Consider the following 12,593-nt stretch of genomic DNA (forward strand, 5'->3'; position numbering starts at 1 on the left):
AGCGGGCCGGAGCCCCGGGGGGCCTCGGCGGAGCGGAGGCGGTGGTCATGCGCGGTCCTCTCCCCGTCCCTCCCCGCCGCCGTGCATCACCGGGCAGCCCTCGATCCGGTCCCGCGGCTGGATGGGGCAGGCCCCCAGGTCGGCGGGCCGGTAGCCGTTCGGATACCCGGGGTAGGTCCGGTTCTCGGTCGCGCTCGACCCCAGCGCCCGTCGACGTACCGGGAGCCACCGGACCACCGCGGACCGGGCCCGCAGCGCGGCGTACGCGGCCCTGCGTCGTCCCGGCGGCTGCCACGGGAAGCCGAAGGCCCGGGTCATGTCGTCGTCCACCAGCGACAGGACCACCTTGCGGACCGCGGGGCGGACCGCCTCCGGATACCAGGAACACATGAGATCGAGCGTGTACGTGCCGATGAGCTCGTTGTTCCGGTCGTAGCGGAAGGTGCGGGCCTCGTAGTCGTCACGCCACCGGCGGAACTCCCCGATGTCCTCCGGGATGTCGGCGATCTTCATCCGCTGCCCCACCCCGCGGTAGAAGTGGAACGCGGCCAGTCGCTCGTGGGGGTGCAGGCGCCGCCACCCGATCGCGTCGATCCACTCCAGCGGCTCGTAGATGAACGTCGACAGCACGTACAGCATGTCGTCATTCGTGATCTCGTACCGCGCGTGCTGGCGGTTGATCACCCGCAGCGCCTCCTTGCCGCGCGGCGAGTCGTACCCGTGCTCGACCAGCTCCACCATCAGCAACGCGGTGTCGTCGTACCGCTTCTGGGGGTTGTCGCGGAACTGGCCGGCCTGCTCCAGGACCGCCGACACCGAGGGCACACAGTACGTGCGGTACAGGGCCAGCTCGAGTGCCCGCTGGTAGTCCCAGGGGAACTCGTAGGAGGAGGTGATGCGGTGGATCTCCGCCGCGTCGGCGACCGGGTCGAGGGACGCGATGAGATCCCTCCAGTACCAGCGGCCCGGCTTGAGCGGCGGCGACGCCGTGAGCGGGTGCTCGACGGCGGCGTCGGCCACCAGCTCGGACGGGATCGGTCCGAACACCCCGGGCAGGGTGCGCCGTCCCGCGTCCGCGGAGCTCGTCGTCGTCGTGTCCCGGAGTTCCTCCGGCGTCGTCCTGTTCGAGGCGGTGGCGGTCATCGGGAGATCACAGCTTTCCCTGCACGTTGGCCAGCATCCACTTGACCACCTTGATGTCCCTCGGCTTGCGGGTCATGGTCATGAGGTTGAGCGGGGCGGCGAACTTCTGTGCCGTGATGGCCTTGGGCCGCGAGAACTCCCGGAGCCCGTCGGCGCCGTGGATTCGGCCGAAGCCCGAGTCGCCCGACCCACCGAACGGGAGCGAGGGGATCCCGGCGAAAGCCAGGAACGCGTTGACCGACACCATGCCCACGTCGAGCTTCTCCGCCAGCGCCAGTCCCCGCTTGCGGTTGCCGGTGAAGATCGCACCGCCGAGGCCGTAGCTGCTGGCGTTGGCCTTCTCGACCGCCTCCTCGAGGTCCGCGACCGAGTTGATGACGACGGTCGGCCCGAACGTCTCCTCGGTGATCGCCGTGGAGTCCTCGGGCACGTCGACCAGCACGACCGGCTCGACGACCCGCTCCCCCACCGACTCCTCGCCCCCGATGACGGCCGTGCCACCCCGGGCCAGCGCGTCCTTGACGTGCCGGCGGACGATGTCGATCTGGGACGGCAGCGTCATGGGTCCGTAGCTGGAGGTCACCGAGGTGCCGGGGGTCAGCGCCCGGACCTTCGCGGTGAACTTGTGGACGAAGGCGTCCCGGACGTCCCTGTGGACGTAGATCCGTTCGACGCCGGCGCACGTCTGCCCCGCGTTGCCCATGGCGCCGAAGACCGCCTGGTCGACGGCCGAGTCCAGGTCGGCGTCGGCGTCCACCAGGAACGCGTCCTTGCCGCCGCCCTCGATGACGACGGGGGTGAGGGTCTCCGCGCAGGCGGCCATGACCTTGCGGCCCGTCGCGGCCGACCCGGTGAACGCCAGTTTGTCCACGCCCGCCCTGCACAGCGCGGCGCCGGTCGAGCCGTCACCCGTGATGGTCTGGAACAGCGGCTGGGAGGCGCCGAGCGAGTTCCACACCTCGGCGAGCCAGACGCCCACTCCGGGCGTGAGTTCACTGGGCTTGAACACCACGGCGTTGCCGGCGGCCATGGCGTAGGAGAGGGTGCCCATCGGGGTGAACGCGGGATAGTTCCAGGGGCCGATCGCGCCGACGACGCCGTACGGCTGGTACTCGACGTAGGCCGCCTGGTTGCTCATGAGCAGTCCGGCGGACACCGAGCGGCGGCGCAGCACCTTGTCGGCGTTCTTGGCCGCCCACTCCAGGTGGCTCACCGTGAGCATGACCTCGAGCGTCGCGTCCTCGTCCGGCTTGCCGGTCTCGGCGGAGATGAGCGAGGCCAACTCGTCGGAGCGGGAGGCGATCGCCCGCTTGTACTCGAGCAGCCACTCCCGACGACCGCGCGGACCCTGGGCGGCCCACCAGCGGGCGGCGGCGCGCGCACGCTCGACGGCGAGCGCCACCTCCTCGGGTCCGGCGATCGGGTACTCCGCCAGGACCGTGCCGTCCCGGGGATCCAGGCTCGCGAGCGTGGGGCCGGTCTTGCTGGGTTCGGTGGTCGTCATTCGGGTTCCCTCCAGTTTTCGATCACATATATTTGATGTACCGTCCGTGATACGGGCCACAGTAGTCGACTGTGCCCGCCACCGTCACCCCCTGACAGAAAACCGAGGCCAGACGTGTTCGACATCCTCACCGAAGAACAGCGGGACTTCGCCAGGTCCATCGACGACTTCTGCGCGCGCGAGGTCGGAAGCGCCGAGAAGCGGCGGGAGCTCACCACCGAGGGCGGCACCCACTCGCCCGAGATCTACGCCAAGATGGCCGAGCTCGGCTGGCTGGGGCTGACCGTCCCGGAGGAGTACGGCGGCGCCGACGCCGGAGCCGTGGAGCTGTGCCTGCTGCTCGAGCACTCGCTGCGCGGCCTCGCCCCCATCGGTGGCATCGGCCCGACCCTCATCACCGGTGCCGCCTACCAGAAGTTCGGCTCCGAGGAGCAGCGCAGACGCGCGCTCGACCTGGTCGTCAAGGGCGGGACCCTGTCCATCTCGATGTCCGAACCCGGCGCCGGGTCGGACGTCGCGGCGCTGCGCTGCAAGGCCGTCCGCGACGGCGACGACTGGGTGATCACCGGCCAGAAGACCTGGTGCTCCAACGCCCACTTCGCCGACAGGATCCTCCTTGTCGCGCGGACAGACTCGTCCGGCGCCAAGCACGAGGGCATCACCATGTTCGACGTGCCGGCCGACATCGAGGGCCTGCAGATCACCGGCATCGAGACCATGGGAGGCAAGGAGGTCAACGACCTGTACTTCACGGACGTCCGCCTGCCCGCCGACTCGGTGATCGGCGAGGTCGGTGGCGGCTGGAAGCAGCTCATGACCGGCCTGAACACCGAGCGGCTCATCCTGGCCGCCATGCAGCTCGGCGTGGCCCAGCGCGCCTTCGACGACTGCCTGACGTTCATCCGCGAGCGGGAGCAGTTCGGCCGCCCCGTCGGCACGTTCCAGGTCATCCGGCACCGGATGGCGGACCTGGCGACCGAGATCGAGGCCACCCGCCTGCTGGTCTACGCCGTGGCCAGGAAGATCGACGAGTCCGACCCCCAGGCACTCTTCCCGCGCGAGGCCTCCATGGCCAAGCTCAAGGCCTCCGAGCTGAGCAAGCGGGTCACCCTCGAGTGCATGCAGTCCATGGGCGGTTACGGCTACGCCACCGAGTACGGCATGGAGCGCCTCGTCCGCCAGGCCGTGGTGTCCACCATCTACGGCGGCACCAACGAGGTCCAGCGCGACATCATCGGGAAGACGTACGGGCTGTGAGCGCGCCGCACACCGACGAGCTGGCCGCGATCCGGGCCCTGGAGACCGTCCCCACCGACAGGGTGACGGCTCTGTGGGACTCACTGGAGCCCGCCGGGATCGACGAGATCGCCGGGACCCGGTGGAAGGGCACCGGCCTCGACACCGGGCACCCGATGTTCGCGATGCTCGGGCAGATGCGCTGGTGGGGCAAGGACTTCACCGACCCGCGGAAGGTGGACCCGATCCTGGTCACCGACGAGTCCGGGGCGGTCGTCCCGGACACCTCCGCGACCGGCGGGGGCGGCGCCTCGCTCTGGGAGGTCTCGTTCCGCGGCCGCCCGTGCGCCTCCATGGTGTACGACCGGCTGCCGGTGATCGACCACTTCGCCGTCGTCGACCCCGACACCCTCCTGGCCGTGATGAACGGCCGGGGGACCCTCCACGAGGGCGAGCACTTCTGGTTCCTCCTCGAACGCGAGCGGTAGCGAGGGCCGGGGTGCATCCGACCCGCGCCCGGGTGCGCGACTCGTGTGCACCCGGCGACATCGCGGGTCGGGTGCGCCGGGCGGCGATACGGACCAGACTGGGCGCATGACCCCGAACACCGACCGCCCGGTCCGCATCGCCGTCCAACTCCAACCGCAGCACGCGCCCGACTACGGTCTCCTGCGCGATGCCGTCCGCCGGTCCGAGGACGCGGGCGTCGACGTGGTGTTCAACTGGGACCACTTCTTTCCGCTCTACGGCGACCCCGACGGCGCGCACTTCGAGTGCTGGACCATGCTCGCCGCCTGGGCCGAGCAGACCGAGCGGGTCGAGATCGGCGCGCTGGTCACCTGCAACAGCTACCGGAACCCGGACCTGTTGGCGGACATGGCCCGCACCGTCGACCACATCTCGGGCGGCCGCCTGATCCTGGGCCTGGGCAGCGGGTGGTTCGAGCGGGACTACGCCGAGTACGGGTACGACTTCGGGACCAAGGGGTCGCGCCTCGACGACCTCGGCGACTCGCTCGAGCGGATCGACCGTCGCTTCGCCACGCTCACCCCTCCCCCGACCCGGCACATCCCGGTGCTCCTCGGCGGCGGGGGCGAGCGCAAGACCCTGAAGCACGTGGCCCGTCACGCCGACATCTGGCACTCGTTCGTGGACGTGGAGACCTACCGCCACAAGTCCGGGGTGCTGGCCGGGCACTGCGCCGACGTCGGTCGGGACCCGGCTGAGATCGAGCGCTCCACCGAGATCGGCGGCGCCGCCTCCGCCGACGACGCGCGGCGCTCGGCGGACGCCCTGCTGGCCGAGGGCGTCACGCTGTTCACCGTGGGCCTGAACGGGCCCGACTACCCCTTGGATCTGGTGGAGTCGCTGGTGGCCTGGCGCGACGGCCGCTGACGGCCCGGCTCCGTCGCTGAGGGGCGGACTCAGCCGCGGTTGACGGCGCGGTCGGCCCGGCGCCACACGCGGAAGGTGTAACCGGACGCCGCGAGCATGAGCACCAGCACGAACGAGGCGAGGATCGACGGGCGCCCGACCACGATCAGGCCGACCGCGTTGACCAGCGCGAGGACGGTGAAGAACCCGACGAACCCGCCCAGGACCTCCAGCCGCTGCCGGGTCCCGAGCGCGTCCCCGCCGCTCCGAGCCACGACCGGTCAGCTCTTCAGACCGCCGGCGGTGAGGCCGGAGATGATCCGTCGCTGGAAGATCAGCACCATGATCACCAGCGGGACGGTGACGAGCGCACCCGCCGCCATGATCGCCGCGTGCGGCGGGATGTAGGGGTTGACCCCGGAGAACCGGGCGATCGCCACGGTGACCGGCTCGGTCGAGGAGTTGGACAGCTGCTGCGACAGCAGGAACTCGTTCCACGTGATGATGAACGCCAGGATCGCGGTGGTGAACAACGCCGGCGCGGCGAGCGGCAGGATGATCTTGATGAACGCCTGGCCGCGGGTGGCGCCGTCGACGCGCGCCGCCTCCTCCAGCTCCCAGGGCAGGTCGTTGAAGAACGAGGTCAGGGTGTAGATGGTCAGGGGCAGCGCGAACGAGATGTTGGGGATGATGAGCGCCTGGTAGGTGCCGATCCAGCCGATGTCGGTGAACAGCTGGAACAGCGGCGTGACCAGCGCGACGCCGGGGAACATCGACGCGGCCAGGATGACGCCGGTGACGAGGAACTTCCCGCGGAAGTCCACCCGCGCGAGCGCATAGGCGGTGAAGACGCCGAAGAGCAGCGCCAGCGCGGTGGTGATGGAGCTGATGATCACCGAGTTGATGATCGCACCGAAGAAGTTGTTGCCCGCGTCCGTGGCCAGCGCCTCACGGAAGTTGTCCAGGGTGAGGTGCGAGGGCACGGGACTGGCGGAGAACACGAACCGGTTGTCGCGGAACGCGGTGACGAGCATCCAGTAGAACGGCGCGAGCCCCCAGATCAGGATGAGCAGGGCCCCGATGTAGGTGCCGATCCTCGGGCCGAGTGGCTTGCGGGGCGCCCGGAGGTCGTCGTTGTTGTCCCGATCGTGGAGACCGGGGTGTGACGACGACGAGGTGGGCGGCCGCGTGGTGGACGACGTGGACGGTTCAGGCGCTCGGTGACTCACCGGATCTCCTCCTTCTTGCCGGTGCGGTCATCGACGACATTCGCGCCGAGGAACTTCACCATGACGAACGCCACGGCGAAGATCAGCAGGAACACCAGTGTCGATATGGCGGACGCGCTGTTGAAGTTGCCCATCCGCATCTCGTTGACCACCAGCATGGACACCGTCGCGGTGGGCGAGCCGGAGTTGGCCGACACGAGGATCACGGGCAGGTCGTACATGCGCAGCGCGTCGAGGGTGCGGAAGAGGATCGCCACCATCAGGGCCGGCCGGACCAGCGGCAACGTGATCCTGGTGAACTGCTGCCACCGTGAGGCGCCGTCCACTCGGGCCGCCTCGTAGACGTCCCCGGGGATCATCTGCAACCCGGCGAGGATCAGCAGCGCCATGAAGGGCGCGGTCTTCCACACGTCCGCGATGATGATGGCCATACGGGCGTAGAACGGGTCGGTGGTCCAGGCGATGTTGGTGCCCAGCATCGTGTTGGCGATCCCGTTGGGGGCGAAGATGAACGCCCAGAGCTTGGCGGTGACGGCGGTGGGGATCGCCCACGGCACGAGGACCGCCGCGCGCAGGAGCGAGCGTCCCCAGATGCTCTTGCCCATCACCACCGCCATGGCGAAGCCGAGCACGGTCTCGAGCGAGACGGTGGTGACGGTGAAGAACAGGGTGTTGCCCATGGCGGGCCAGAAGTCGACGGCCGAGACACCGGGCGGGCAGGGGATGGTGCCGTCGCCGCCCCGGGCCGGGCACGCCTGGGTGAGCCAGTAGAGATAGTGCTGGAACCCGGCGAACCCACCGTCCGAGAACATCCCCGTGGCGGGATCGAGGCCGCGGTCGGCCTGGAAGGACAGGTACACCGCACGGACGACCGGGTAACCGATCACCACCGCGAGGATCGCGAGCGCGGGGCCCACCATCCACACCGGACGCCAGTCGAATCTCTTCTCGACCAGTGGCGCCGGGGACTTCTCACTCGTCGTCATCGCTGCAGCTCCTCATCGGATCGCACCCGCCCTCACCACGACGGCCGATGGGCCCCGGGAATGCTACCCGGGGCCCATCAGCGCGGTGATGTCATACCTGCTGTTCGGACTCTGGTGTCACTGAGCCGCTTGGTCGATCGCGGCGCTCATGTCGGTGAGCGCCTGCTCGACGTTCTTCTCGCCACGCAGCGCGGCGAACGTGTTGTCCTGGATCGCCTTGGACACCGCCGGGTAGTACGGCGTGACCGGGCGCGGCTCGGCGTTCTCGAGAGCCGCCTTGAGGGCCGGCATGTACGGGAACTCCTGCTGCAGCGCCTCGTCGTCGTAGATCGAGGACAGGACCGGCGGGAACGACTGCTCGGCGAAGCCCATCTGGACGTCCTCGGAGATGATGAACTCGAGGAACGCCTGGGCCGTGGCCTTGTTCTCGGAGAACACGTTGATGGCGTTGTTGTAGCCGCCGAGAGTGGACCGGCCTGCGCCGTCCTGGCCGACGATGGGTGCGACCTCGAACCGGCCCTGGACCTGGGACGTGGGATCGGACTGGCCCGACTCGTACATGTACGGCCAGTTGTAGGAGTACATGGTCTCGCCGGCGAGGAAGGCCTGCGCGGTCTCCTCCTCCGTGAAGGCGTCGGTCTGCGGGGGGATCACGCCGTTCTGGTAGGCGTCGACCAGGGCGGTGAGGCCGGCGCGTGCCTGATCGGTGTCGAGCTCCGGGGTCTGCCCGTCGTCACCCACGACCTGACCGCCCCAGCTGTGGATGAACTGGGTGGCGGCGACGGTGAGGCCCTCGTAGAGGCTGAGCTGCGTCTGCAGGCAGTCGACATCGGCGCCTTCCGCGGCCTCGCAGGACGCGACCAGTGCGTCCCAGTTGGCGGGCGCCTCCGGCTGGAGGTCCGTGCGGTAGTACAGCAGCTGGGCGTTGGTGTTCTGCGGGATGCCGTAGAGCGTGCCGTTGTAGGTCGCGGAGTCCACGGCGGCCTCGATCAGGCCGGACGTGTCGACCTCGGTGTCGCCCTCGATCGGCTGCAGCCACCCGTTGGCCGCGAAGTACGCGGTGTCCGTGACGTCGAGAGCGAACACGTCGTACTCGCCGCTCTCGGTCTGGAGGGACTGCGTGAGGGTGTCCCGCTGACCGTCCTGCTCGGCGGGGAGCTCACGGAGGGTGACCTCCTGGTCGGGGTTCTCCGCGTTCCACTGCTCGATGACGGGACGGAGCTTGTCCGTGTCGTTGCTGCCCATCGCGAAGGTGATCGGGCCGACGCCCGAGGTGCCGGCCTCCGCCTGCTCGTCGGATTCGTCACCACCACCGTTGCCACAGGCCGCGGTGAGCACCGCGACCATGGATGCGGCCGCCGCCGCCTTGAGGAACCTGCCGTGAACGGCCATGCGCTCTCTCCTACTGTCGTGTCTCGCCTACCGCCGACGTGTGCCGACGGTCGGGTGATCCCGGGTTCACTGTGACGCGGGTCTCTCTGAGGTCCCGCTGAGCGTAACCCACACGGGGCCTGTGGCGTCGGACCATGGACGGTCCCATCGCCGACTCCCCGCCGTACCGCCGCCCGTGGGCCACGAGACTCAGATCACACGCGACACTCTAGCAACAACAGATGTTGCAGTCCGCCCCTACCGCCCTCATCGGGCCGGTAGCCCGCCTCGGCGCACCCGGTCACCGCAGTCGCAGGCCGGTCTCCACGTCGAAGAAGCGGACCTCGCCGTCGAGCGCGGCCAGGAACATGGTCTCGCCCTTACCCGGGTGGTCACCCGATTCGGCCCGGTAGACCACCGGGTGCCCGTCCGCGGTGGAGCAGTGCAGGTAGCTGTCCGCCCCCAGCTCCTCGACCAGGTCCACGGTCACCTCCAACCCGTGACCGTCCCCGGCGATCCGCAGGTGCTCCGGCCGCACGCCCACGGTGACCCTCGGTCCGGACCCCGGCGGGACCTCTTCCGCGAAACCCTCCAGGTCCACTCTGCCGTCCGAGACGGGCGCGTCGAAGAGGTTCATCGACGGCGATCCGATGAAGCCGGCGACGAAGGCGTTGACCGGGTTGTGGTACAGCTCGCGCGGGGTGTCGACCTGCTGCAGGATGCCGTCCTTGAGCACCGCCACCCGATCCCCCATCGTCATGGCCTCGACCTGGTCGTGGGTCACGTAGATCATGGTGGTGCGCAGGTCACGCTGCAATTTGGCGATCTGGGCGCGGGTGGCCACCCGGAGCTTGGCGTCGAGGTTCGACAGCGGCTCGTCCATGAGGAACACCTGCGGGTTGCGCACGATCGCCCGGCCCATGGCGACCCGCTGGCGCTGACCACCGGAGAGTTCCTTGGGCTTGCGGTCGAGGTAGTCCGTGAGGTCGAGCATCTCCGCGGCGCGGTCCACCCGCTCCGCGATCTCCTTCTTGGAGGCCTTGGCCAGCTTGAGCGCGAAACCCATGTTCTCGCGCACGGTGTAGTGCGGGTAGAGCGCGTAGTTCTGGAAGACCATCGCGATGTCCCGGTCCTTGGGCTCCGTCCCGGTGACGTCCCTGTCACCGATGAGGATGCGTCCGGCCGAGACGTCCTCGAGCCCGGCGAGCGCGCGGAGAGTGGTGGACTTCCCGCAGCCCGACGGTCCCACCAGGACCAGGAACTCGCCGTCGGCGATCTCCAGATCGAGTCGGTCCACACTGCGCCGTGCGGCGCCCGGGTAGATGATGGACACGTTCTCGAAGGTCACCGTAGCCATGGAGAGATCCTTCCCTTCACCGGCAGGAACGTGCCGGACGATCCGAGATTGAGGGTTGTCACGACGACTGTAGCGTCACGGGACCGGTGTTCACCGGCACTGCGCCCACAGTTCATCCGCACGTGTCCTCAGCACGCCCGCGCCGTCGCCCGCGCTCCCTAGGGTCACAGCGTCCTCGTGCGCCCGTGTGGGGCGCACACGTCCTCAGGGAGAACCGTTGTCAGTCCGCAGTCTGCTTCCGATCGCCACCCCCGGAATCTCCAACCGCCAGCACCTGACCTGTGTGTACAAGTGCGGTGACCAGTGCGCGGCGCCGGTCCCCAACACGAGCGGCAACCCTTACTTCGGGGACGTCGCCACCGAGATCAGCCGCCGGGGGGCGCTCAAGGCGGCGGGCGTGGTCGCGCTCGCGGTGGGGGCCACCCAGGTCCTGCCCGCCTCCGTCGCCGCGCAGGGCTCCCTCGGCACGGGCTCGGCCGGGGCACCCGGGTCGACGGGTGGGGGCACCCTCGACACCGGTTTCCTCCCCGTGGAGCCCAACACCGCGGACGCCGTGACCGTGCCCGTCGGGCACTCCAGCGACGTGGTGATCCGCTGGGGCGACCCGGTGGTCCCCGGGGCGCCCGGCTTCGACTTCGAGAACCAGACGGCCGCCGCGCAGGCGGTGCAGTACGGCTTCAACTGCGACCTGGCGGTCCTGTTCCCCATGGACGACCGCGACGACCGGTTCCTGCTCACCGTCAACCACGAGTACACCACCGAGCCGATGATGTTCCGCGGGTACGACCCCGCCGCCCCGACCCGCGAGCAGGTGGAGATCGCCTGGGCCGCACACGGCATGACGGTGGTGGAGCTCGCCAGCAGGCCGTCCGACGGCGGGCTCGATCCCGTGATGGGGTCCTACAACCGCCGAATCACCGCGACGACGCCGTTCGAGCTGCGGGGCCCGGCCGTCGGCCCCCTCACCCGGACCACCGCCGACCCCACCGGGACCCGCGTGCTGGGAACACTCAACAACTGCGCCGGCGGCCACACCCCCTGGGGGACCGTCCTGTCCGGCGAGGAGAACTTCAACCAGTACTTCGGCACCACCGGCTCCGTGACCGACCCGGCGCGTGTGGAGGCCCTGCGTCGCTACGGCGTGGCGGTCGGTGAGTCGGGTCGCAAGTGGGAGCGCTTCGACAGCCGCTTCGACCTGGCCGCCGAGCCGAACGAGGTCAACCGTTTCGGCTACATCGTCGAGGTCGATCCCTGGAACCCGGACTCCACGCCGGTCAAGCACTCGGCGCTCGGGCGGTTCAAGCACGAGGGCGGGACCGTTCACGTGACCGCCGACGGGACCGTCGTCATCTATTCGGGCGACGACGAGCGGTTCGACTACCTCTACAAGTTCGTCTCCAGCCGGAAGATGGTGCCGGGGCGGACCGCGGCGGCGCGGACCCAGAACATGAGGATCCTCGACGAGGGGACGCTCTACGTGGCCACCTTCACCGGCAACTCCCCGGAGTCGGAGATCGACGGGTCGGGCACGCTCCCCTCGGACGGCGCGTTCGACGGGACGGGCGGCTGGATCCCGCTCATGACCGTCGACGCGGCCGGCAACGCCGTCTCCCACGTCACCGGCATGACCGCGGAGCAGGTCGCCGTGTACACACGCATGGCGGGCGACGCGGTCGGGGCCACCAGGATGGACCGGCCGGAGGACGTCGAACCCAGCCCCACGACCGGCAAGGTGTACATGGCGCTGACCAACAACACCCGCCGCACCGTCGGCCAGGTCGACGAGGCCAACCCCCGGCACGACAACAAGCACGGGCAGGTCGTCGAGATCACCGACGACCACGCCGGGACGACCTTCGGTTGGAACCTGCTCCTCGTGTGCGGCGACCCCGCCGCCGCCGACACCTACTTCGGCGGCTTCGACAAGTCCAAGGTCAGCCCGATCTCCTGCCCGGACAACGTGGCCTTCGACCCCTCCGGTGGGCTGTGGGTGTCCACCGACGGCAACGCGCTCGGATTCAACGACGGGCTCTACTCGGTGGCCACAGAGGGGCCGAACCGGGGCGAGACCAAGCTGTTCCTCACCGTGCCGATCGGTGCGGAGACCTGCGGTCCGCTCGTCTTTGCCGACCGCGCGATCGTCAACGTCCAGCACCCCGGGGAGAAGGACGGGGCCTCGATCGAGAACCCCGCCTCCCACTGGCCCGACGGCGGGACGTCGCAGCCACGTCCGTCGACGGTCGTGGCGTGGAGGGACGGGTTCACCGGCGGGACCGGGTCGCTCTCCGCGGGGTCACTCTCCGCGGGGTCACTGTCCGCGGGGTCACTCCCGGCGGGCTCGTCGGGTTCCTGATCGTCCGTGTGCGGGGGCGGGGGGCGGGGTCAGGGTCGTC

At 69.5% G+C, this 12,593-nt stretch carries 11 protein-coding genes; 4 read left to right on the plus strand and 7 right to left on the minus strand.

Features of this window, described 5'->3' with window-relative positions; genetic code table 11:
* Positions 1-45: 45 nt before the first annotated feature.
* Together G6031_RS09870 and G6031_RS09875 are read right to left on the minus strand one after the other, a co-directional pair.
* Positions 46-1,143 carry an oxygenase MpaB family protein gene (locus G6031_RS09870; protein ID WP_182653174.1) on the minus strand — a complete coding sequence of 366 codons (1,098 nt, stop codon included), beginning with the start codon at positions 1,141-1,143 and terminating at the stop codon, positions 46-48.
* 7 nt (positions 1,144-1,150) lie between these two features.
* Positions 1,151-2,647, minus strand: coding sequence for an aldehyde dehydrogenase family protein (locus tag G6031_RS09875; RefSeq protein ID WP_095718894.1), 1,497 nt, complete (start codon positions 2,645-2,647; stop codon positions 1,151-1,153).
* Positions 2,648-2,761: 114 nt separating this feature from the next.
* Between G6031_RS09875 and G6031_RS09880 the strand changes: the two genes are divergently transcribed.
* The 3 genes from G6031_RS09880 to G6031_RS09890 all read left to right on the plus strand — a co-directional run bounded on the left by G6031_RS09880 (position 2,762) and on the right by G6031_RS09890 (position 5,278).
* Entirely contained in the window at positions 2,762-3,904 is a 1,143-nt protein-coding gene (locus G6031_RS09880) for an acyl-CoA dehydrogenase family protein (RefSeq protein WP_095718895.1), read from the plus strand.
* The gene (locus G6031_RS09885) at positions 3,901-4,371 is read left to right on the plus strand and encodes a DUF4334 domain-containing protein (RefSeq protein WP_179523947.1); all 471 of its coding nucleotides are present in this window, start codon (positions 3,901-3,903) and stop codon (positions 4,369-4,371) included. The genes G6031_RS09880 and G6031_RS09885 overlap by 4 nt, the downstream gene beginning before the upstream one ends.
* 106 nt (positions 4,372-4,477) lie before the next feature.
* Positions 4,478-5,278, plus strand: coding sequence for an LLM class F420-dependent oxidoreductase (locus G6031_RS09890; protein WP_179523948.1), 801 nt, complete (start codon positions 4,478-4,480; stop codon positions 5,276-5,278).
* Positions 5,279-5,307: 29 nt separating this feature from the next.
* Here G6031_RS09890 and G6031_RS09895 read toward each other — a convergent pair whose 3' ends face one another.
* The 5 genes from G6031_RS09895 to ugpC form a co-directional block, all read right to left on the minus strand.
* Complete coding sequence (locus G6031_RS09895; RefSeq protein WP_095718898.1) at positions 5,308-5,532, minus strand: hypothetical protein; 225 nt, start codon at positions 5,530-5,532, stop codon at positions 5,308-5,310.
* 6 nt (positions 5,533-5,538) lie between these two features.
* Positions 5,539-6,486 carry an ABC transporter permease subunit gene (locus G6031_RS09900; protein WP_182644076.1) on the minus strand — a complete coding sequence of 316 codons (948 nt, stop codon included), beginning with the start codon at positions 6,484-6,486 and terminating at the stop codon, positions 5,539-5,541.
* Complete coding sequence (locus G6031_RS09905; RefSeq protein WP_095718899.1) at positions 6,483-7,472, minus strand: sugar ABC transporter permease; 990 nt, start codon at positions 7,470-7,472, stop codon at positions 6,483-6,485. The genes G6031_RS09900 and G6031_RS09905 overlap by 4 nt, the downstream gene beginning before the upstream one ends.
* Before the next feature lie 117 nt (positions 7,473-7,589).
* Positions 7,590-8,864: an ABC transporter substrate-binding protein gene (locus G6031_RS09910; protein ID WP_179523949.1), complete on the minus strand. Its 1,275-nt coding sequence runs from the start codon at positions 8,862-8,864 to the stop codon at positions 7,590-7,592.
* Between the two features lie 280 nt (positions 8,865-9,144).
* On the minus strand, positions 9,145-10,200 hold the full coding sequence (gene ugpC, locus G6031_RS09915) for a sn-glycerol-3-phosphate ABC transporter ATP-binding protein UgpC (protein WP_095718901.1): 1,056 nt from the start codon (positions 10,198-10,200) through the stop codon (positions 9,145-9,147).
* 217 nt (positions 10,201-10,417) lie between these two features.
* On the opposite strand from ugpC, the gene G6031_RS09920 reads away from it, so the two are divergent.
* On the plus strand, positions 10,418-12,553 hold the full coding sequence (locus G6031_RS09920) for a PhoX family phosphatase (RefSeq protein WP_182653175.1): 2,136 nt from the start codon (positions 10,418-10,420) through the stop codon (positions 12,551-12,553).
* Positions 12,554-12,593: the final 40 nt, after the last annotated feature.

Source organism: Dietzia sp. CQ4, assembly GCF_014145125.1.
Lineage (GTDB): Bacteria > Actinomycetota > Actinomycetes > Mycobacteriales > Mycobacteriaceae > Dietzia > Dietzia natronolimnaea.